The sequence below is a fragment of the Burkholderia sp. IO2 genome (assembly GCF_029522185.1).
Lineage (GTDB): Bacteria > Pseudomonadota > Gammaproteobacteria > Burkholderiales > Burkholderiaceae > Burkholderia > Burkholderia cenocepacia.
Genome location: NZ_JAKWFH010000022.1, coordinates 71,812 through 93,603 on the forward strand (window position 1 = coordinate 71,812; position 21,792 = coordinate 93,603).

The 21,792-nt window shown below is 68.3% G+C and carries 21 protein-coding genes; 17 read left to right on the forward strand and 4 right to left on the reverse strand.

The genetic code is table 11. The annotated features are described in order from the left end of the window. Positions 1-8 precede the first annotated feature (8 nt). From mtgA to MMB92_RS16355, 14 genes are all read left to right on the forward strand, one after another. Complete coding sequence (gene mtgA, locus MMB92_RS16290; RefSeq protein ID WP_060263324.1) at positions 9-746, forward strand: monofunctional biosynthetic peptidoglycan transglycosylase; 738 nt, start codon at positions 9-11, stop codon at positions 744-746. Positions 747-1,172: 426 nt separating this feature from the next. After that, a complete protein-coding gene (locus MMB92_RS16295) occupies positions 1,173-2,783 on the forward strand; it encodes a peptidase S10 (RefSeq protein ID WP_006496743.1) in 1,611 nt (536 codons plus the stop codon). Positions 2,784-2,867: 84 nt separating this feature from the next. Beyond that, positions 2,868-3,269 (forward strand): EF-hand domain-containing protein, encoded by a 402-nt coding sequence (locus tag MMB92_RS16300; protein WP_006496742.1) that lies wholly within the window; start codon positions 2,868-2,870, stop codon positions 3,267-3,269. A gap of 350 nt (positions 3,270-3,619) precedes the next feature. Further along, the gene (locus MMB92_RS16305) at positions 3,620-4,519 is read left to right on the forward strand and encodes an IclR family transcriptional regulator (protein WP_060263323.1); all 900 of its coding nucleotides are present in this window, start codon (positions 3,620-3,622) and stop codon (positions 4,517-4,519) included. Then, positions 4,516-5,541 carry a 2-dehydro-3-deoxygalactonokinase gene (locus tag MMB92_RS16310; RefSeq protein WP_006487542.1) on the forward strand — a complete coding sequence of 342 codons (1,026 nt, stop codon included), beginning with the start codon at positions 4,516-4,518 and terminating at the stop codon, positions 5,539-5,541. The genes MMB92_RS16305 and MMB92_RS16310 overlap by 4 nt, the downstream gene beginning before the upstream one ends. Positions 5,542-5,563: 22 nt before the next feature. Further along, a complete protein-coding gene (locus tag MMB92_RS16315) occupies positions 5,564-6,241 on the forward strand; it encodes a 2-dehydro-3-deoxy-6-phosphogalactonate aldolase (protein WP_058901244.1) in 678 nt (225 codons plus the stop codon). Further along, entirely contained in the window at positions 6,241-7,020 is a 780-nt protein-coding gene (locus MMB92_RS16320) for an SDR family oxidoreductase (protein WP_059721694.1), read from the forward strand. The genes MMB92_RS16315 and MMB92_RS16320 overlap by 1 nt, the downstream gene beginning before the upstream one ends. Before the next feature lie 111 nt (positions 7,021-7,131). Next, a complete protein-coding gene (locus MMB92_RS16325) occupies positions 7,132-8,127 on the forward strand; it encodes an arabinose ABC transporter substrate-binding protein (protein WP_006491025.1) in 996 nt (331 codons plus the stop codon). Between the two features lie 67 nt (positions 8,128-8,194). Next, on the forward strand, positions 8,195-9,706 hold the full coding sequence (gene araG, locus MMB92_RS16330) for an L-arabinose ABC transporter ATP-binding protein AraG (RefSeq protein ID WP_034201039.1): 1,512 nt from the start codon (positions 8,195-8,197) through the stop codon (positions 9,704-9,706). A 69-nt stretch (positions 9,707-9,775) separates the two neighbouring features. Beyond that, entirely contained in the window at positions 9,776-10,792 is a 1,017-nt protein-coding gene (gene araH, locus MMB92_RS16335; protein ID WP_006491027.1) for an L-arabinose ABC transporter permease AraH, read from the forward strand. A gap of 28 nt (positions 10,793-10,820) precedes the next feature. Beyond that, on the forward strand, positions 10,821-11,627 hold the full coding sequence (locus tag MMB92_RS16340; protein WP_060214180.1) for an SDR family oxidoreductase: 807 nt from the start codon (positions 10,821-10,823) through the stop codon (positions 11,625-11,627). A 50-nt stretch (positions 11,628-11,677) separates the two neighbouring features. Further along, positions 11,678-12,739 carry an aldose 1-epimerase gene (locus MMB92_RS16345; protein WP_060263321.1) on the forward strand — a complete coding sequence of 354 codons (1,062 nt, stop codon included), beginning with the start codon at positions 11,678-11,680 and terminating at the stop codon, positions 12,737-12,739. 39 nt (positions 12,740-12,778) lie between these two features. Beyond that, on the forward strand, positions 12,779-13,606 hold the full coding sequence (pyrF, locus tag MMB92_RS16350) for an orotidine-5'-phosphate decarboxylase (protein WP_006483119.1): 828 nt from the start codon (positions 12,779-12,781) through the stop codon (positions 13,604-13,606). A 240-nt stretch (positions 13,607-13,846) separates the two neighbouring features. Beyond that, entirely contained in the window at positions 13,847-14,905 is a 1,059-nt protein-coding gene (locus tag MMB92_RS16355; RefSeq protein ID WP_006496736.1) for a hypothetical protein, read from the forward strand. A gap of 32 nt (positions 14,906-14,937) precedes the next feature. Here MMB92_RS16355 and MMB92_RS16360 read toward each other — a convergent pair whose 3' ends face one another. From MMB92_RS16360 to thiL, 3 genes are read right to left on the reverse strand one after another with little or no spacing between them, the layout of a single operon-like run. Then, positions 14,938-15,438 (reverse strand): CinA family protein, encoded by a 501-nt coding sequence (locus MMB92_RS16360; RefSeq protein WP_006488662.1) that lies wholly within the window; start codon positions 15,436-15,438, stop codon positions 14,938-14,940. Between the two features lie 31 nt (positions 15,439-15,469). Next, the gene (locus MMB92_RS16365; RefSeq protein ID WP_062884125.1) at positions 15,470-16,015 is read right to left on the reverse strand and encodes a phosphatidylglycerophosphatase A; all 546 of its coding nucleotides are present in this window, start codon (positions 16,013-16,015) and stop codon (positions 15,470-15,472) included. Further along, positions 16,005-17,003: a thiamine-phosphate kinase gene (thiL, locus tag MMB92_RS16370; RefSeq protein WP_062911022.1), complete on the reverse strand. Its 999-nt coding sequence runs from the start codon at positions 17,001-17,003 to the stop codon at positions 16,005-16,007. Before thiL ends, MMB92_RS16365 begins: the two co-directional genes overlap by 11 nt. A 176-nt stretch (positions 17,004-17,179) precedes the next feature. Here thiL and MMB92_RS16375 point away from each other — a divergent pair, with 176 nt between their 5' ends. From MMB92_RS16375 to MMB92_RS16385, 3 genes are all read left to right on the forward strand, one after another. After that, positions 17,180-19,480: an NADP-dependent malic enzyme gene (locus MMB92_RS16375; RefSeq protein WP_006490729.1), complete on the forward strand. Its 2,301-nt coding sequence runs from the start codon at positions 17,180-17,182 to the stop codon at positions 19,478-19,480. Positions 19,481-19,855: 375 nt separating this feature from the next. Next, complete coding sequence (locus MMB92_RS16380) at positions 19,856-20,287, forward strand: ribonuclease (protein ID WP_006490731.1); 432 nt, start codon at positions 19,856-19,858, stop codon at positions 20,285-20,287. A gap of 16 nt (positions 20,288-20,303) precedes the next feature. Then, positions 20,304-20,867, forward strand: a complete 564-nt coding sequence (locus MMB92_RS16385) for a barstar family protein (RefSeq protein ID WP_006476945.1) — start codon at positions 20,304-20,306, stop codon at positions 20,865-20,867. 154 nt (positions 20,868-21,021) lie between these two features. Here MMB92_RS16385 and MMB92_RS16390 read toward each other — a convergent pair whose 3' ends face one another. Then, positions 21,022-21,789, reverse strand: a complete 768-nt coding sequence (locus MMB92_RS16390) for a 16S rRNA (uracil(1498)-N(3))-methyltransferase (protein WP_062884123.1) — start codon at positions 21,787-21,789, stop codon at positions 21,022-21,024. Positions 21,790-21,792: the final 3 nt, after the last annotated feature.

Sequence of the window (21,792 nt, forward strand, 5' to 3'; positions counted from 1 at the left end):
CGCGGCACGTGGTGGCGGTGAGCGGCACGCAGCGCACGCGGACGGTGAGCCTCGCTCGCTGGGCCGTCTACGCGGGATCGGTGTTCGCGGGCGCGTGGCTCGCGACGCAATTGTTCTATCTCGCGCAGATCGCGCTGTGGTCGTTCGTGAATCCGGGCTCGACCGCCTTCATGCGCACCGACGCGTGGTGGCTGTCGCGCGACACGCCGCCCGCGCAGATCCGGCACCAGTGGGTGCCGTACGACCAGATCTCGCGCAACCTGAAGCGGGCGCTGATCGCGTCCGAAGATTCGACCTTCGCGACCAACAACGGCTACGACGTCGACGCGATCCTGCAGGCGTGGGAGAAGAACAAGGCGCGCGGCAGGATCGTCGCGGGCGGCTCGACGATCACGCAGCAGCTCGCACGCAACCTGTTCCTGTCGCGCGAGAAGAGCTACATCCGCAAGGGCCAGGAGCTGATCATCACGTGGATGCTCGAAACGGTGCTCGACAAGGAGCGCATCTTCGAGATCTACCTGAATTCGGTCGAATGGGGGCGCGGCGTGTACGGCGCCGAAGCGGCCGCGCGCTATTACTACAAGATTCCCGCGAGCCGGCTCGGCGCGTGGCAGTCCGCGCGTCTCGCGGTGATGCTGCCGAAGCCGCGCTGGTTCGATGCGCATCGCGGCTCGGCCTATCAGGCGCAGCGCGCGGCGGTCATCGCGCACCGGATGGGCGCGGCCGAGCTGCCGCAATCGGAGTGAGCGGCGCGCCCGCGCTGCTGCGTTGTCCATTCCGTCGTCGACGCGCGATTGGTGCGCTGCAGCGCATCCGTGTCGCCGCCATTTCGGGCCACATCCTTTAGACGAATCCGTCTATTTCGCTTTACTGAGCAATACCGATAAGTGCGCGATTTTGTTGACCGACATCGCACGAAATCCGTGCTTTTTTAGCCGCCGCGGGTAAACGCGAAAGTCGCTGAAAGCGCTGTGAAATGCAACGTTTCGCGAATCGAAGCATTCCTGAAAGGTGTGCGCTGCACCGCTTGCGCGCCAAATATTTCAAAATTTTTCAAAGCTGACGGGCTCGCGTATATTGGCCAGCGCCTCGGCTTATCGGCCGCAATCGAGGCGGGGGGTGGCTTATCCGGCCGCTCGACACAAAAAACATCCGAGAGAAGGAACGCAACGATGCCAGCGAGCAAAGCGAAGCTGTTGTTGGGGGTGGTGTGTTCTTCGCTGATTCTGACGGCCTGCAACGACGACGTGACGTCGTCGTCTGCCGCGAGCGTCGCGAATTCAGCCGATCCCGCCGGTCAGGTCGACCGCGCGTACAACGATCCGAACAGTTATTCGTCGAGTGCGAACGCGTCGCTCGACGCGTCCGCCGCGGTCGAGAAGGCCGCCGTCACGCACCATCAGATCACGCTGAACGGCAAGACGATCCGGTACACGGCCACCGCCGGCCACCTCGTCGCCCGCAATCCGCAGACGGGCGCGCCCGAAGCATCGTTCTTCTACGTCGCCTACACGGCCGACAACCAGCCCGCGGCGAAGCGGCCCGTCACGTTCCTGTACAACGGCGGCCCCGGCTCGGCGTCGGTGTGGCTGCACCTCGGCTCGTTCGGCCCGCGCCGGATCCAGACCGGCGACCCGAACGCGAACACGTCGACGTTCCCGTTCGTCGACAACCAGGAAACCCTGCTCGACACGACCGACCTCGTGTTCGTCGATGCGATCGGCACCGGCTTCTCGGAAGCGGTCGCGCCGAACACGAACCAGACGTTCTGGGGCGTCGACCAGGACGCCGGCGCGTTCCGCGATTTCGTAACGCGCTACCTGAGCGTGAACCAGCGCAGCGCTTCGCCGAAGTACCTGTTCGGCGAGTCGTACGGCACGCCGCGCACCGACGTGCTCGCGAACCTGCTCGAGACGGCCGGCGTGAAGCTCGACGGCATCGTGCTGCAGTCGTCGATCCTGAACTACAACACGAACTGCGACATGGCGAGCGACTATGTCGGCAACTCGAACAGGGGCGCGAGCCCTGTGAGCTGCGCGGGCTTCGTGCCGTCGTACGGCACGGTCGGCGCGTACTATCAGCTCGACAATCCGAACCCGTCGAACCTGCCGCAGTATGCGGACCAGATGCGCCTGCTGACGGCCGGCAGCTACGCGCCGGCCGTGAACGCGTACCTCGCGAGCCACACGCCGCCGCCGCCGAATCTCGTCACGACGATGGCAAATTCGACCGGCGTGAAGCAGGCGTTGTGGAATGCCGACTTCAACGTGGTCCCGACCTTCTTCGACAACAGCTTCCAGCTGTCGCTGATTCCGGGCACGCTGATCGGCCGCTACGACGCACGCGTGAACGTGCCCGTGTCGAGCCCGCTCGCGGCCGACGGCGATCCGTCCAGCTCGTTCATCACGAAGCCGTTCACCGACACGATCGGCAGCTACCTGCCGAACGAGCTGAAGTACACCGCGCAGTCGGCCTACTCGGTGAGCAGCAATGCGATCAACACGTGGGACTGGACGCACGACGGCCTCGCGATGCCCGACACGATTCCCGATCTGGCCGCGGCGCTGACGCTGAATCCGCAGTTGAAGGTGCTGTCGCTGAACGGGTATCACGACATCGCGACGCCGTTCTACCAGACCGAGCTCGACCTCGCGCGGCTCGGCACGCAACCGAACCTGACGATCAAGGACTATCAGGGCGGGCACATGGTCTATCTCGACGATACGTCGCGTCCGCAGGAGAAAGCCGATCTCGTGACCTTCTACGGCGCGGCCGCGCACTGATGCGATGCGTGAGGCCGGCGACAGGCGCCCCAGGTGGCGCTGCTCGCCGGCCGTCGACGACCTCATTCCAGACTGGAGCCTGACATGAAGAATCGTTTCATCGTCGTTGCCGCGGCGCTCGCATGCGCCGGCGCCGCAACATCCCTCTCCGCGTTCGCGCAGGCGAGCGACGCCGCCGCACCGGCGCGCGCGCGCCAGGCGCAGCTCGGCGACCCGTACGTGCCGCCGGCCGCGCGTCACGCGACCGCCGGCACGCAGACGACCGGCGCCGCGCTGCACGCGCAGGTGGTGCGCAAGCTCGCGCGGCAGTTCAGCGCGGCCGACACGCAGAACACGGGGTCGATCACCGAGGCGCAGGCGCGCGCGGCCGGCCTCGGCTATGTCGCGAACCATTTCCGGCAGATGGACGCCGCCGGTAGCGGCCGCGTGTCGTTCGCGGACGTACAGCGCTACATGCAGGCGCGCAGCAGCACGAGCCAGCAGTAAGCGCGGCACGCGGAGAACAAACGGGGGCGGAACCTGCGGAACGGCGGGTTCCGCCCCCGTGCGCATGGCGCGGCCGGAATGTCGGGCTCGCCGTGGATTTCGCCGGGATTCTCATTATCTGGGCAACGCATTCAAATATTGGAGACGAATGCGTGCGCTCCTACAATCCGAAGCACATCGACAGCTTCGGACCCACGCATCGCGCGGCGCCCGTCGCACACGGAGACACCTTCCATGAAGTTCGCCGGGCGCTTTACTCGGTGCATCGACCGCCGCCACGCCGCCGCATCGGACGCAGTTCCGGCGCCGCGCGGGCGGCTTCACCGATTCCGTTGAAGAAGCCCCGCCCCATGACCAAGATGCCAGACTCCCTTGCCCTCGACGCCCGGCGCGCGATGCCGGACGATGCGTCGCTGACCGACACCATCGGCGCGACCAGCACGCCGCTCGACCTCGCCGCGCAGCAGGCCGGCACGCAGACGCTGCTGCGCGGCCTCGCGATCCTCGAGGCGATCGCCAACGGCGCGCGCGACATGCGCGCGATCGGCGCCGCGCTCGGCACGACGCGCAGCACGACGCACCGGCTCGTCAGCAGCCTCGTGCAGGCGCGCTATCTGCGCCAGGTGCAGGGCGGCTACCTGCTCGGCCCGAAGCTGATCGAGCTCGGCACGATCGCGCTCGAGCAGATGCCGCTCACCGCGGTGGCACGCCCGCATCTCGAGGCGCTCGCGGAAGCGACGCTCGACACGATCCATCTCGGCGTGCGCGACGGCGACGACGTGTTGTACATCGACAAGATTCCCGGCACGCGCGGCCTCGAGATGCGCTCGCGCGTCGGCCACCGGATGCCGCTCGCGTCGACGGGTATCGGCAAGGCGATGATGCTCGACCTCGATCCGGACCTGTGGCGCTCGCTGTTCGAGGCCGCGCGGCGCGCGCTGGCCGGCGTCAACTTCAAGCCCGACAACCGGCCCGAGACGAGCGCGTTCCTGCAGCGCATGGCCCATTACGCGGCCGGCGGCTATACGTTCGATCTCGAGGAAAACGAGGCGTCGATCCGCTGCGTGGCCGCGCCGATCCGCGACGCGTCGGGCGCGATCGTCGCGGCGGTGTCGGTCGCGAGCACGATTCCGTACATGCCGCACGACCGCATGGACGAACTGATTCCGCTCGTGCAGCGCGAAGCGCGAGCCATTTCCGCGGAACTGGGCTGGAGCCCGCCGCAGGGTACCCGCAGGATCAAACGATGACGACTTCGACCCGGCCCGCTCCGGATGCCAGTTCCGCTTCCCCGTCGCTGATCGCGCTCGACTGGGGCACCACGTCGCTGCGCGCGTATCTGTACGACGCGCACGGCGTGCCGATCGACACGCGCAGCCGGGCGGCCGGCGTGATGCACGTGCCGGGCGGCGGCGCGCGCGCGTTCGACGCGGTGTTCGAGGAAGCGTGCGGCGACTGGCTCGACCGTACGCCCGGCCTGCCGGTGCTCGCCGCCGGGATGGTCGGCAGCGCGCAGGGCTGGCGCGAAGCGCCGTACGTCGCGGTGCCGGCCGGCGCCGACGCGCTCGTCGCGGGGCTCATCACCGTGACGACGTCGCGCGGCGCGACGGTCTCGATCGTGCCGGGCGTGATCGCGACGGGCGAATTGCCCGACGTGATGCGCGGCGAAGAAACGCAGATCGTCGGCGCGCTCGCGAGCGATCCCACGCTTGGCGCCGATCGTTCAGGGGTACTGATCGGCTTGCCGGGCACGCATGCGAAATGGGCGTGGGTGAAGGACGGGATGATCGAACGCTTCCAGACCTTCATGACCGGCGAGCTGTTCGCGGTGCTGCGCGATCACACGATCCTCGGCCGCACGATGCGCCCGGGTGCGTCGCCCGACCGCGACGCGTTCGTGCGCGGCGTATCGGTCGCACGCGGCGCGCAGCACACGGGGCTGCTCGCGACGATTTTCAGCACGCGCACGCTGGGGCTGACCGACCGGCTCGCGCCCGATGCGCAGGGCGACTACCTGTCGGGCCTGCTGATCGGTCACGAGCTCAATGCGCTCGATGCGATGCTCGCGGAGCGTGGCATCGCGCTCGCCGATCAGCCGCTGCTGCTGATCGGCGACGACGGCTTGTGTTCGCGTTACGTCGATGCGCTCCAGGTATTCGGCCATGCGCATGCGCGCGTGGCCGCGCATGCGACCGAGCTGGGCCTGTGGCGGATCGCGTCGCGTGCCGGGCTCGTGCGCGCGGACGGCGAGCCCGTCTGCGCGGATCAATGAACTGCTTGCAGAGGAACTTTCGATGTCGTCCGACCTGACACTGCCCGCGCCATACACGCCCCACGCCGCGCTGATGCGCGCGTTCGATGCGTGTCCGCTGATCGCGATCATGCGCGGCATCACGCCCGCCGAAGCGGCCGACCACGGCCGCGCGCTCTACGAAGCCGGCTTCCGGATCGTCGAGGTGCCGCTGAACTCGCCGGAGCCGTTCGACAGCATCGCGGAGCTGCGCCGCGCGTTGCCCGACGACATGATCGTCGGCGCGGGCACGGTACTGCGCGCCGAGTACGTGGACCGCGTGCAGGATGCGGGCGGCGCGCTGATCGTGATGCCGCACAGCGACGCGGCCGTGATCCGCCGCGCGCGCGAGCGCGGGCTGGCGAGCGCGCCGGGCGTCGCGACGCCGACCGAAGCGTTCGCGGCGCTGACGAACGGCGCCGACGTGCTGAAGATGTTCCCGGCCGAACAGCTCGGCGTGAGCGTCGTGAAGGCCTGGCGCGCGGTGATCGACCGCGCGGTGCCGCTGATTCCGGTCGGCGGGATCGCGCCGGACAACATGCGGCCGTTCCTCGACGCCGGCGCGAACGGCTTCGGGCTCGGCTCGGCGCTGTATCGCCCGGGCCAGTCGGCCGACACGACCGCGGCGAACGCGCGCGCGTTCCAGGTCGGCTTGCGCGCGGCGCGCGGCGGAGCCGCATGATGGGCCGCCTCGCGGGCAAGGTCGCGATGGTGACGGGCGCGGGCCGCGGCATCGGCGCCGCGATCGCGCGCGCGTTCGTGCGCGAAGGCGCGGCCGTCGCGCTCGTCGATCTCGACTTCCCGCAGGCGCAGCACACGGCCACCGCGATCGCGCACGAATGCGACGGCGCGCGCGTGCTGCCGCTGCAGGCGGACGTCGCGCGGCAGCAGGCGGTGCGCGATGCGCTCGCGCGGACGGAAGCGACGTTCGGCCCGCTCGACGTGCTCGTGAACAACGCGGGCATCAACGTGTTCGCCGATCCGTTGACGATGACCGACGACGACTGGCGGCGCTGCTTCGCGGTCGATCTCGACGGCGTGTGGCACGGCTGCCGCGCGGCGCTGGAGGGCATGGTCGAGCGCGGTCGCGGCAGCATCGTGAACATCGCATCGACGCATGCGTTCAGGATCATCCCGGGCTGCTTCCCGTATCCGGTCGCGAAACACGGCGTGCTCGGCCTGACGCGTGCGCTCGGCATCGAATACGCGGCGCGCAACGTGCGCGTGAACGCGATCGCGCCGGGCTACATCGAGACGCAACTGACGCGCGACTGGTGGGACGCGCAGCCCGATCCGGCCGCCGCGCGCGCGGAGACGCTCGCGCTGCAGCCGATGAAGCGGATCGGCCGCCCGGAGGAGGTCGCGATGACGGCCGTGTTCCTGGCGTCCGACGAGGCGCCGTTCATCAACGCCGCGTGCATCACCGTCGACGGCGGGCGCGCGGCGCTGTATCACGACTGACGCAACTGACGTAACGATTCGAAAGACCGCACGTGCGACGGCCGCGCGCACGCTGCGTCGAAACCAACAAGCGGCTGCATCCTGTTCGATGAAAACAAGGAGACACTGGAGATGAAACGCAGAACGTTCGTAACGCTGGCCGCTGCGGCCGCGGTGGTGATGGGCAGCCCGGTCGCGCACGCGGCCGACCCGGTCAAGATCGGCTTCCTGGTGAAGCAGCCTGAGGAGCCGTGGTTCCAGGACGAATGGAAATTCGCCGAGATCGCCGCGAAGCAGAAGGGCTTCACGCTCGTGAAGATCGGCGCGCCGTCCGGCGAGAAGGTGATGAGCGCGATCGACAACCTGTCCGCGCAGAAGGCGCAGGGCTTCATCATCTGCACGCCCGACGTGAAACTCGGGCCGGGCATCGTCGCGAAGGCGAAGTCGCACAACCTGAAGATGATGACGGTCGACGACCGCCTCGTCGACGGCGCGGGCAAGCCGATCGAGTCGGTGCCGCACATGGGGATTTCCGCGTACAACATCGGCAAGCAGGTCGGCGACGGCATCGCGGCCGAGATCAAGAAGCGCGGCTGGGACATGAAGGACGTCGGCGCGATCGACATCACCTACGAGCAGTTGCCGACCGCGCACGACCGCACGAGCGGCGCGACCGACGCGCTGGTCGCCGCCGGCTTCCCGAAGGCGAACGTGATCGCGGCGCCGCAGGCGAAGACCGACACCGAGAACGCGTTCAACGCGGCGAACATCGCGCTCACCAAGAACCCGCAGTTCAAGCACTGGGTCGCGTACGGCCTGAACGACGAGGCCGTGCTCGGCGCGGTGCGCGCGGCCGAAGGGCGCGGCTTCAAGGCCGACAACATGATCGGCATCGGCATCGGCGGTTCCGATTCGGCATTGAACGAGTTCAAGAAGCCGCAGCCGACCGGCTTCTACGGCACCGTGATCATCAGCCCGAAGCGCCACGGCGAGGAAACGTCGGACCTGATGTACGCGTGGATCACGCAGGGCAAGGCGCCGCCGCCGCTGACGCTGACGACGGGCATGCTCGCGACGCGCGACAACGTGGCGAAGGTGCGCGAGGAGATGGGGCTCGCGTCGAAGTAAGCGGCCCGCCGGCTGCCGCGGCGATGCGGCGGCCGGCGGTCGATCGATTCTGAAGTGGAGAGACGACGTGTCAGCGGCACTGCGTTTTGACAATATCGGCAAGGTGTTTCCCGGCGTGCGCGCACTCGACGGCATTTCGTTCGACGTGCATGCGGGCGAGGTGCATGGCCTGATGGGCGAGAACGGCGCGGGCAAGTCGACGCTGCTGAAGATTCTCGGCGGCGAATATCAGCCCGATGCGGGCAGCGTGCTGGTCGACGGCCAGCCCGTGCAGTTCGCGAATGCGGCCGCGTCGATCGCGGCCGGCATCGCGGTGATTCACCAGGAATTGCAGTACGTGCCCGACCTGACGGTCGCGGAAAACCTGCTGCTCGGCCGCCTGCCGAACGCGTTCGGCTGGGTGAGGAAACGCGAGGCGAAGCGTTACGTGCGCGAGCGGCTCGCCGAGATGGGCGTCGATCTCGATCCCGACGCGCGGCTCGGGCGGCTGTCGATCGCGCAGCGGCAGATGGTCGAGATCTGCAAGGCGCTGATGCGCAACGCGCGCGTGATCGCGCTCGACGAACCGACGAGCTCGCTGTCGCATCGCGAGACGGAAGTGCTGTTCAAGCTGGTCGACGACCTGCGTGCGCAGGGCCGCGCGCTGATCTACATCTCGCACCGGATGGACGAGATCTACCGGTTGTGCGATGCGTGCACGATCTTTCGCGACGGCCGCAAGATCGCGTCGCACGAAGCGTTGGCCGACGTGCCGCGCGAGCGGCTCGTCGCCGAGATGGTCGGGCGCGAGATCGCGGACATCTACCATTACGCGCCGCGCGCGCTCGGCGACGTGCGGTTTTCCGCCGAAGGCATCGACGGGCCGGCATTGCGCGAACCGGCGAGCTTCTCGGTGCGCGCGGGCGAGATCGTCGGCTTCTTCGGGCTCGTCGGCGCGGGTCGCAGCGAGCTGATGCGGCTCGTGTACGGCGCGGACCGCCGGCGCGCGGGCGTGCTGACGCTCGACGGCGCGCGCATCGACGTGAAGCGCACGGGCGACGCGATCCGCCACGGCATCGTGCTGTGCCCCGAGGACCGCAAGGAAGAAGGGATCATCGCGATCGCGTCGGTCGCGGAGAACATCAACATCAGCTGCCGCCGCCATTCGCTGCGCGCGGGTCTGTTCATCAACGGCAAGGCCGAGAGCGAAACGGCCGACCGCTTCATCCAGCGGCTGAAGATCAAGACGCCGAACCGGCGCCAGAAGATCCGCTTCCTGTCGGGCGGCAACCAGCAGAAGGCGATCCTGTCGCGCTGGCTCGCGGAGCCCGACCTGAAGGTCGTGATCCTCGACGAGCCGACGCGCGGCATCGACGTCGGCGCGAAGCACGAGATCTACGACGTGATCTACCGGCTCGCGGAGCGCGGCTGCGCGATCGTGATGGTGTCGTCGGAACTGCCGGAAGTGCTCGGCGTGTCCGACCGCATCGTCGTGATGCGCGAAGGCCGGATCGCCGGCGAGCTGCCGCGCGCGCAGGCGAACGAGCACGCGGTGCTGAACCTCGCGCTGCCGCAGACCAGCGCGGCCGAGGCGGCCTGACGCGGCATACGACATTCGAATCGAACACGCGCGGCGCGGGCCGCGCGATGCAGGAGCAGGAGACACATCATGCAAGTCAACGAAAACCTGGCCAGCGCCGCCGTGAAGCCGTCGGCCGACGCGCTGGTTCCGCAGCAGAGCGACCGCCAGAAGTGGTGGCAGCATCTGACCGAATACAGCCTGATCGCGATCTTCGCGGTGATGTTCATCACGATGTCGCTGACCGTCGATCACTTCTTCTCGATCGACAACATGCTCGGCCTCGCGCTGTCGATCTCGCAGATCGGCATGGTCGCGTGCACGATGATGTTCTGTCTCGCGTCGCGCGACTTCGACCTGTCGATCGGCTCGACCGTCGCGTTCTCGGGCGTGCTGTGCGCGATGGTGCTGAACGCGACCGACAACACGTTCGTCGCGATCGTCGCGGCGGTCGCGGCCGGCGCCGCGATCGGCTTCGTGAACGGCGCGGTGATCGCGTACCTGCGCATCAACGCGCTGATCACGACGCTCGCGACGATGGAGATCGTGCGCGGGCTCGGTTTCATCGTGTCGAAGGGGCAGGCGGTCGGCGTGTCGTCGGATACCTTCATCGCGCTCGGCGGGATGTCGATGTTCGGCGTGTCGCTGCCGATCTGGGTCACGCTGCTGTGCTTCATCGGCTTCGGCGTGCTGCTGAACCAGACCGTGTACGGCCGCAACACGCTCGCGATCGGCGGCAATCCGGAAGCGTCGCGGCTCGCGGGGATCAACGTCGAACGCACGCGCGTGTACATCTTCCTGATCCAGGGCGCGGTCACAGCCCTCGCGGGCGTGATTCTCGCGTCGCGCATCACGTCGGGCCAGCCGAACGCCGCGCAGGGCTTCGAGCTGAACGTGATCTCCGCGTGCGTGCTCGGCGGCGTGTCGCTGATGGGCGGCCGCGCGACGATCTCGGGCGTCGTGATCGGCGTGCTGATCATGGGCACCGTCGAGAACGTGATGAACCTGCTGAACATCGACGCGTTCTACCAGTACCTCGTGCGTGGCGCGATCCTGCTCGCGGCCGTGCTGCTCGACCAGCTGAAGAACCGCGGCGTACGCGACTGACCGACCTGTTTCCACGGAGACGATCCGCATGACCATCGATACTTCCGCGCCGGACTCGCACGCCGCGAGCGACGCGCGCTTCGCGCGCTACCCGAGCCTCGAGGATCGCGCGGTGCTGATCACGGGCGGCGCGACCGGCATCGGCGCGTCGTTCGTCGAGCACTTCGCCGAACAGGGCGCGCGCGTCGCGTTCGTCGACCTCGACGCGGCGGCCGGCGCCGCGCTGGCCGAACGCCTCGCGCACGTGCGCCATGCGCCGCTGTTCCTGCCGTGCGACCTGACCGACATCGATGCGCTGCGCGGGGCGATCGACGCGATCCGCGCGCGCATCGGCGCGATCGCGGTGCTCGTGAACAACGCGGCGAACGACACGCGCCACGCGCTCGGCGACGTGACGCCCGCGTCGTTCGACGCGGGCATCGCGGTGAACCTGCGTCACCAGTTCTTCGCCGCGCAGGCGGTGATCGACGACATGAAGCGGCAGGGCGGCGGCGCGATCATCAATCTCGGCTCGATCAGCTGGATGCTGAAGAACGGCGGCTATCCCGTCTACGTGATGGCGAAGGCGGCCGTGCAGGGCCTGACGCGCGGCCTCGCGCGCGATCTCGGCCCGTTCGGCATCCGCGTGAATTCGCTGGTGCCGGGCTGGGTGATGACCGACAAGCAGCGCCGGCTGTGGCTCGACGACGCTGGCCGCGCGGCGATCAAGGCCGGCCAGTGCATCGACGCCGAACTATTGCCGGCCGACCTCGCCCGGATGGCGCTGTTTCTCGCGGCCGACGACAGCCGGATGATCACCGCGCAGGACGTGATCGTCGACGGCGGCTGGGCCTGACCGTTCGCACCGACCTGCATCGTTTCTTCGACGAAGGAAAGGAGCTCACCATGACCGCCACGTCCTCGCGCGCATCGTCGTCCACCAGCCAGTCGCGCCGCGCGCGCCTGGCCGCCGCCGCCCAGCCGGTCAGCCCCGGCCCGCAGACGGCCGTGTTCGCGCAGGGCGTCGGCGCCGCGCATGCGGCGGCCGTCACGTTGTCGAACGCGTCGCTGCGGCTCGACGTGCTGCCGCACCTCGGCGGCGGCATCGCGCGCTTCGACTGGCGCGGCGAGAACGGCGCGCTGATGCCGGTGTTCCGCCGTTGCGAGCACCCGGAGACGGCGACGGACCCGAATGAGCTCGCGTGCTATCCGCTGCTGCCGTACTCGAACCGGATCGGCGACGGGCGCTTCGAATGCGACGGGCGCAAGGTCGCGGTGCCGCGCAACCGTCGCGACGAGCCGCTGCCGATCCACGGCGACGGCTGGCTCGCGCCGTGGCAGGTCGACGATGCGACCGACACGTCGCTGCAACTGTCGCTCGACCGGACGGCCGGCGCGCCGTATGCATTCCGCGCGATCCAGTCGTTCGAGCTCGACGACGCGACGCTGTCGATCGCGCTGACGATCGAGAACGCGGGACGCGCGCGGCTGCCGTTCGGGCTCGGCGTGCATCCGTTCCTGGTGCGCGATGCGGCGACCGAGCTGGCCGCGGCGGCGGGCGGCCTGTGGCTGTCGGGCGCCGATTTCCTGCCGGTGCGGCACGTCAGCGTGCCGCCGGCCTGGCAGTTCGGCGTCGCGTATCCGCTGCCGGCCACGCTCGTCAACCACGCGTTCACCGGCTGGGGCGGCCACGCGACGGTGAGCTGGCCGCGCCGGCGGCTGTCGCTGACCGTCGCGGCCGACGCCGACGCATACGTGCTCTACACGCCGCCGGGCGAGGATTTCTTCTGCTTCGAGCCGGTCGATCATCCGATCAATGCGGTGAACCTGCCGGGCGGCGCGGCCGCGCACGGGATGACGCTGCTCGCGCCCGGCGAGCGGCTCACGCGGCGTTTCGCGTTCACCGTCGAGCGCGCCGATGCGCGCAGCAATGCCGCGACACACGAGGGGCGCCGGCGACGCGGGTAAAATACGCGGTCTACCAACGGTTTGCCGCGAGTACCCGCCATGTCTTCCCCGCTTACTTTCATCGAATCGCTGCGCGCCGCGTGGCAACGCACGAATTCGCTGCTGTGCGTCGGCCTCGACCCCGAGCCGTCGCGCTTTCCCGTGCAGTTCGACGGCCAGCCCGACGCGATCTTCGAATTCTGCCGGCAGATCGTCGATGCGACCGCGCCGTACGCGAGCGCGTTCAAGCCGCAGATCGCCTACTTCGCCGCGCATCGCGCGGAAGACCAGCTCGAACGGCTGATCGCGCACATCCATCTGCAGCATCCGGGCCTGCCCGTGATCCTCGACGCGAAGCGCGGCGACATCGGCAGCACGGCCGAGCAGTATGCACGCGAGGCGTTCGAGCGCTATCGCGCGGACGCCGTCACCGTGAATCCGTACATGGGCTACGACTCGGTCGAGCCGTACTTCGAGCATGAAGGCAAGGGCGTGATCGTGCTGTGCCGCACGTCGAACCCGGGCGGCTCGGACCTGCAGTTCCTCGACACGAACGGCCGGCCGCTGTACCAGGTGGTCGCCGACCTCGCGGCGAACAAATGGAACGCGAAGAACGGCCAGCTCGGCCTCGTGGTCGGCGCGACGTTCCCGAAGGAGATCGAGATCGTGCGCGGGATCGTCGGCGACATGCCGCTCCTGATTCCCGGCATCGGCGCGCAGGGCGGCGACGTGCAGGCGACCGTCAACGCAGGCCGCACGGCGGACGGCACCGGGATGATGATCAACTCGTCGCGCGCGATCCTGTACGCGAGCAAGGGCGAGGATTTCGCCGAAGCCGCGGCGCTCGCCGCGCAGAAGACGCGCGACACGATCAACGCGCATCGCTGATCGGTCGCACCGGTGGTCCGGGCCGGCGCCAGCGCCCGCCCGGGCAGCCGGCGCCGGCGTGCTCCCACGCGCGAGCCCGCCGCTTCCCTCCCGTTTTTCCGCTCCTCTGCCGGCCCGGCGCGCGCTGGCGCACGCGGACAACTTCCCGTCGCTTCCGCACCGCATCCCCGCGCACCAATCGCGCGATGCTGCGGCTTGTCATCGATCCGTCACGAAAACGTCAAGAAAGGGAGCGACGCCATGCCCAAGCTGTCCCGCCGTCTTCTGAGCGCGTTCGCCGCGTCGCTGTGCATGACGTTCGCCCATGCGGCGGATCTGTCGCACTGGCCGGCCGACAGCGCGAAGGCGCTGAACGCGATGATCGCCGCGCACGCGAACCGCGGCGACTACGCGGTGTTCGACGCCGACAACACGACCTACCGCTACGACCTCGAGGAATCGCTGCTGCCGTACCTCGAAAATCGCGGCGTGCTGACGCGCGACGCGCTCGACCCGTCGCTGAAGCTGATCCCGTTCAAGGATTCCGCCGACTACAAGGAGTCGCTGACGAGCTACTACTACCGGCTGTGCGAGATCGACGATCTGGTCTGCTATCCGTGGATCGCGCAGGCGTTCGCCGGCCAGTCGCTCGCCGACCTGAAGCGCCACGTCGACGCGATGCTCGCCGACGGCAAGCCGATCCCGATCCGCTATTGGCAGGGTGACAAGGTGGTCGACGGCACGGTCAATCCGCCGCGCTTCTTCCGCGGGATGCAGGAGCTGTACAACGCGCTGCGCGAGAACGGCATCGAGGTCTACGTGATGACAGCCGCGCACGAGGAGCTCGCGCGGCTCGTGCTGGCCGACCCGAAGTACGGCTACAACGTGAAGCCGCAGAACGTGATCGGCGTGACGACGCTGCTGCGCAATCCGGCGACCGGCGCGCTGACGACGTCGCGGCTGCAGATCAAGGCCGGCAAGTACGACGAGGCCGCGAACCGCGCGCTGGTGATCACGCCGTTCCTGATGAACCCGATGACGTGGTACGAAGGCAAGCTCGGTTCGATCGTCGGCTGGATCGACCAGTGGAAGAAGCCGGTGCTCGTCGCGGGCGACACGCCGACGTCCGACGGCTACATGCTGCTGAACGCGACCGACGTCGCGCGCGGCGGCGTGCGCGTGTGGGTCAACAAGAAGGACAAGCAGATGGCGCAGATCCGCGCGTGGTCGGACGAATCGGCCGCGAAGCAGAAGTCGCTCGGCCTGCCGGTGACGGCGGACAAGAACTGGATCGTCGTGAAGCCCGACGCGATTCAATAACCGAACAGGGGCGCGGCACGCGCCCGGGCCGGTCAGCCTTCGCGCTCGTCGAGCAGCTTCAGCAGCCCGCGCAGTGCATGCGCGGCTGCCTGCGTGCGGATCTGTTCGCGATCGCCCTTGAACACAAGCGTCTCGACATCGGTATGCAGCCGGTTGCTCCAGCCGAACGACACGGTGCCGACCGGCTTCTTCTCGCTGCCGCCGGCCGGGCCCGCGATGCCGGTGACGGACAGCGCGACCTGCGCGCGGCTGTTGCGCAGCGCGCCTTCGGCCATCGCGCGCGCGACGGGCTCGCTGACCGCGCCGTGCTTGTCGATCAGGTCGGCGGGCACGCCGATCATCTCGATCTTGGCCTGGTTCGAGTACGTGACGAAGCCGCGCTCGAACCACTGGCTGCTGCCGGAAATGTCGGTGATCGCCGTGGCGATCATCCCGCCGGTGCAGGATTCGGCGGTGGCGAGCGTGAGGTGCTCGTCACGCAGCTTGTTGCCTGCGCGGATCGCAAGCTGATGGACGACGGAATCGGTTGGCATGCGCGTCGGGAAACGGGAGTCGGGAAATCGGTCAGCCGCCGACGGAGCGCCACAGAGCGATCACGAGCAGCGTCATGAACGCGGCGACCAGGTCGTCGACCATGATGCCGAGCCCGCCTTTCAGGCGGCGGTCGAAGTAGCGGATCGGCGGCGGCTTGAGCATGTCGAAGAAGCGGAACGCGACGAACGCCCACAGCTGACCGACGAAGGTCGCGGGCGTGACGAACAGCATCACGAGCCAGATCGCGACGATCTCGTCCCAGACGACGGCGCCCGGATCGGACACGCCGGCCTTTCTCGCGGTGAAACCGGTGACCCACGCGCCGGCCACGAAGCCGACGGCGATCAGCGCCCACCATTCGGGCACCGTCAGGTAGCGGTTGAGCACGACGAACGTGAGCCAGCCGAACAGCGAGCCGAACGTGCCGGGCATGATCGGCGCGAGGCCGCTGCCGAAGCCGAGCGACACGAGATGCGCAGGGTGCGACAGCATGAAGCGGGCCGTCACGCGGGTCGGCGCGGGTGGCGCGGCGCCGGGCTCGGCCGCGGCGGGCGCGGGCGTCGGATCAGTCTGCATGGAAGTGGTCGAAGCCGTGCAACGTGAGAGCGAGGGGCGCGCCGGCGGCGTCGCGCCACGCGATGGCGGGGTGCGCCGACGGCGCGGACAACGCGCGTATTGTACCGATTCGCGTGACCGGCACGCCGACCGCGGCGCCCGCCGCTTCGACCGCCGCGCGGGCTGCCACCGGCGCGGTGAAGCACAGTTCGTAGTCGTCGCCGCCCGCCAGCGTGCAGCGGCGCTGCACGTCGGCCGGCAGCGTCGCGAGCGCGGCCGAGCGCGGCACCGCGTCGGCGTCGATCTCGGCGCGTACGTTCGAGCGCGTCAGGATGTGCTGGAGATCGCCGGCCAAGCCGTCCGACAGGTCGAGCGCCGCGTGCGCGACGCCCGCGAGCGCGAGGCCGAGCGCGACGCGCGGTTCGGGCCGCTCGAGCGCGTGCCGGAACGCGGCGACTTCGTCCGCGCCGGCCGTCCACTCGCCGCGGGCGACGCCGAGGCCCGCGCGCGCGTCGCCGAGCGCGCCGGATACCCACACGTCGTCGCCGTCGCGCGCGGCATCGCGCCGCAGCGCCGCGTCCGGCGCGACTTCGCCGAACACGGTCACGCACAGGTTCAGTGGCCCGCTCGTCGTGTCGCCGCCGATCAGCTCGCAGCCGTATCGCTCGGCCAGCGCGAACAGCCCGTTGCTGAAGGCCTCGAGCCACGCCGCATCGGCGCGCGGCAGCGCGCATGCGAGCGTGAACGCGCGCGGCTCAGCGCCCATCGCGGCGAGATCCGACAGGTTGACCGCGAGCGTCTTGTGACCGAGCGCGTCGGGCGCGACGTCGGGGAAGAAATGTCGGCCTTCCACCAGCATGTCCGTCGAAACGGCCAGCAATTTCCCGGATCGGGGCGCAATCAGTGCGCAATCGTCGCCGATGCCGAGCGTCGACGCGCGCGCGCCCTGCGCGGCGCGGCGCGTGAAGAAGCGTTCGATCAGCGAAAACTCGGAGAGGGCGGCTGGCACGGCGGGCGATCCGAAACGGTGAAAGGAACGGCATTGTACGAGGCGAGTGGCGGCGCTCCTGCACTATCCAGTACATTTTTGTCGCGGCTGTTGCACCCGAATCGCCGGTCTGGCGGCCGATGATTGGCGCTACAATGCCGTCGAACAGTTATTCTAATCCGCCCGTCACGAGACACATGTCCACCCAAGCCTCCTCCAAAGCCAAGCTGCGCGAAGCCGCGCTCGACTATCACGAATTTCCGACCCCCGGCAAAATCGCGATCGCCCCGACCAAGCAGATGATCAACCAGCGCGACCTCGCGCTCGCGTATTCGCCGGGCGTGGCGTACGCGTGCGAGGAGATCGTCGAGAATCCGCTCAACGCGGCGCGTTTCACCGCGCGCAGCAACCTGGTCGGCGTCGTGACGAACGGCACGGCGGTGCTCGGTCTCGGCAACATCGGCCCGCTCGCGTCGAAGCCGGTGATGGAAGGCAAGGCCGTGCTGTTCAAGAAGTTCGCGGGCATCGACGTGTTCGACATCGAGCTGAACGAGTCGGACCCGCACAAGCTCGTCGACGTGATCGCCGCGCTGGAGCCGACCTTCGGCGGGATCAACCTCGAAGACATCAAGGCGCCGGACTGCTTCATCGTCGAGCGCGAAGCGCGCAAGCGGATGAAGATCCCGGTGTTCCACGACGACCAGCACGGCACCGCGATCGTCGTGGCCGCGGCCGTCACGAACGGCCTGAAGGTCGTCGGCAAGGACATCAAGAAGGTCAAGCTGGTGGCGTCCGGTGCGGGCGCTGCCGCGCTCGCGTGTCTCGACCTGCTGGTCGACATCGGGCTGCCGCTCGAGAACATCACGGTGACCGACCTGGCCGGCGTGGTCTACAAGGGTCGCGCCGAGCTGATGGATCCGGACAAGGAGCGTTTCGCGCGCGAGACCGACGCGCGCACGCTGGCCGAGGTGATCGACGGCGCGGACATCTTCCTCGGGCTGTCGGCCGCCGGCGTGCTGAAGCAGGAGATGGTGAAGGGCATGGCCGAGCGCCCGCTGATCCTCGCGCTCGCGAACCCGACGCCGGAAATCCTGCCGGAGCTCGCGCTCGAAGTGCGCCCGGACGCCGTGCTGGCCACCGGCCGCACCGATTACCCGAACCAGGTCAACAACGTCCTGTGCTTCCCGTTCATCTTCCGCGGCGCGCTCGACGTCGGCGCGACGACGATCACGCGTGAAATGGAGATCGCGGCCGTCAACGCGATCGCCGAGCTCGCGCAGCACGAGCAGAGCGACATCGTCGCGACCGCATACGGTATCCAGGATCTGTCGTTCGGGCCCGAATACCTGATTCCGAAGCCGTTCGATCCGCGCCTGATCGTGAAGATCGCGCCGGCCGTCGCGCAGGCCGCGATGGACGGCGGCGTCGCGACCCGCCCGATCGAGGACATGGAGGCGTACCGCGTCCATCTGCAGCAGTTCGTGTATCACAGCGGCACGACGATGAAGCCGATCTTCCAGATCGCGCGCGCCGCGCCGGAAGAGAAGAAGCGCGTGGTGTTCGCGGAAGGCGAAGAAGAGCGCGTGTTGCGTGCCGTTCAGATCATCGTCGACGAAAAGCTCGCGAAGCCGATCCTAATCGGCCGCCCGTCGGTGATCGAGCACCGTATCCAGCGCTACGGCCTGCGCCTCACGCCCGGCACCGATTTCACGGTCGTCAACACCGAGCACGACGAGCGTTACCGCGACTTCTGGCAGACGTACCACAAGATGATGGCGCGCAAGGGTATCAGCGAGCAGCTCGCGCGCGTCGAAATGCGTCGCCGCACGACGCTGATCGGCTCGATGCTGGTGAAGAAGGGCGAAGCGGACGGGATGATCTGCGGCACGATCAGCACCACGCACCGCCACCTGCACTTCATCGACCAGGTGATCGGCAAACGTCCGGGCTGCAGCGTGTACGCGGCGATGAACGGCCTCGTGCTGCCGGGCCGCCAGATTTTCCTCGTGGATACGCACGTGAACGTCGATCCGACCCCGGAAGAACTGGCCGAGATCACGATCATGGCCGCGGAAGAAGTGCGCCGGTTCGGCATCGAGCCGAAGGTCGCGCTGTTGTCGCACTCGAATTTCGGCACGAGCAATGCACCGTCGGCGAAGAAGATGCGCGATACGCTCGCGATCCTGCAGGAAACCGCACCGGAACTGAAGGTCGACGGCGAAATGCACGGCGACGTCGCGCTCGACGCGGCGCTGCGCAAGGAGATCCTGCCGGAATCGACGCTGGAAGGCGACGCGAACCTGCTGATCCTGCCGAACATCGACGCCGCCAACATCGCGTACAACCTGCTGAAGACGGCCGCCGGCAACAACATCGCGATCGGGCCGATCCTGCTGGGCGCCGCGCAGCCGGTGCACGTGCTGACCGAATCGGCGACCGTTCGTCGCATCGTCAACATGGCGGCGCTGCTGGTCGCCGACGTGAACGCCGCGCGCTGAGCCAGAACGAACGCGCCACCCGGTCGAACCGGCGTGGCGCGTCCGGGAAAATTGTAAACAAAAGCAAAAAGAGGCGTGCCCGCAACGGGCACGCCGCCGGGCAGGGCGCACACGCGCTTCCCGCAAAGCAACGGCAGCATCTCTCCACTCCAGGCAGCGAGCGAGGCAAGGAGTAGTTCTTGCCCACCGAGAGGTGCCGCACGCATTCTATCTTATATAAGATAAATGTAGTGCGATTTCGGTAAAAAATGCGGAATTCGCGGCATCGCGAGGCTTTCGATTCCCAAACGGACATTGATTCGCGCGGCCAATAACGCTACGCTAACGCCTTTGTTGGTCGTCAACTACTTGATTTAACAGCGGGAACCCTGGTTCATGGCACGCAAGTGGCTCCGCAACGGCGCGCTCGCGTCCGTCTTCGCGATGTTCGCGATGGGTATCGTCGGCACGCCGACGGGCAGTCTGGTTTCCGCCGCTTACGCACGGGAGGCCGTTCCGGCCGACGTGGCTGCCAGCGGGCTCGATACGATCCCGACTGCCAGTCTTCCGCGCGAGGCCGTGACCACGCTAAGCCTGATCGCCGCCGGCGGCCCCTATCCGTACGAGAAAGACGGCGTCGTATTCGGCAATCGCGAGCGGATCCTGCCGAAGGCGAAGCGCGGCTACTACCATGAGTACACGGTGCCGACGCCGCGTGCGCGCAATCGCGGCGCGCGCCGGATCGTCTGTGGCGGTCCGTTGCGCCGGATCGACAACTGTTATTACACGGGCGACCACTACAACAGTTTTAAACGTATTGTTGAATGACTTCGGGACGAATGGCATGAGCGACTCCATCTACGCGCACGATACGGCGGCGGCGGAACTGTTCGCGGCCGGCGACGGCAATCTGTTTCAGCGTGTGATTCAGCTGCACGCGGCGGCGCAGGCCGGCGGCACGCCGGAGCAACAGGAAGCCGAGCCCGGGCTTTCATCGAACGAGGAGCCTATGAGCCTTTTCACGACCGTGCGACCCAATCTCGTGCAGTCGATCCGCGCGTTCCGCGTGCAGGATCTCGCCGACGAAGCCGGTCGGCTCGGCCAGCATTTCCTGTATGCGTATTGCGGCGCCGCGCAGTCGAAGCAGGAAGTGATGGAAACGATCGCGACCTCGTTCCTGTTTCCGAAGCATTTCGGGAAGAACTACGACGCGCTGTACGACTGCCTGACCGACCTCGTTGCGAAGGCCGGCGCGCAGCCCGGTTTCGTGATCGTCCTCGAAGGGCTGCCGATCGCGCAGAAATTCGACAAGGAAGGGCGCGAAACGCTGCTCGACGTGTTTCGCGAGGCGGCCGAATTCTGGGCCGAGCGCAAGGTCGCGTTCCGCGTGTTCTACTCGTTCGCGTAAGCGCATCGGTCCGCGTGGCCGATTCGCCGAACGACCCGTCAAAAGCCCGCTTCGAGCGGGCTTTTTTGCGTCTGCGATTCGCGTCCGGCTGCAGGGCGTGGCGCGCGAAGCACGGTGTGGGGCGAGCCGTTGAACGCGGCGCGCCGACGCGCTTTTACCACCCGCCCCAGCGCGCCGCCAACGCCGCCAGCACGGCCGCCCCGGCCGTCTCGGTACGCAGCACGCGCGGCCCGAGCGACAGCGCGGTGAACCCGCGTGCGCGGGCTGCATTTTCCTCCTCGGGCGACAGCCCGCCTTCGGGCCCGATCAGCAGCGTGACGGCGGCCGCGGGCGGCGCGTCGGGCAGCGACGCGAACGGGATGCTCGCGCGCGGCGACAGCAGCAGCCGCAGTTCGCCGTCGGCCGGAGCGGCAGGCAGCGCGTCGAGCCATGCATTGAAGCCGATGACCGGCGCGACGTCGGGCACGCGGTTGCGGCCGCATTGCTCGCACGACGCGCGCACGACGCCGCGCCAGTGCGCGACGCGCTTGTCCGCGCGTTCGCCGGACAGCTTCACGACGCCACGCGCGGTCGACAGCGGCACGACCGCTGCGACGCCGAGCTCGACGGCCTTCTCGATCACCCAGTCCATCTTGTCGCCGCCGGCGATTCCCTGCGCGAGCGTCACGCGATAGGGCGGCTCGGCCTCGGCGGGCTCGAACGAATCGACCTGCACGAGCGCGCTGCGCTTGTCGACCTCGACGAGCCGCGCGCGGTACTGGCCGCCCGTGCCGTCGAACAGCGCGAGCACGTCGCCGGGCTGCAGGCGCAGCACCTGCACGTGGCGCGCGACGTCGGCCGGCAACGCGAGCGTGGCGTCGGCGCGCAGCGCGGCGTCGACGAAAAAGCGCGGCACGGCCGCGGTGGTGGTGGCTTCGGTCATGCG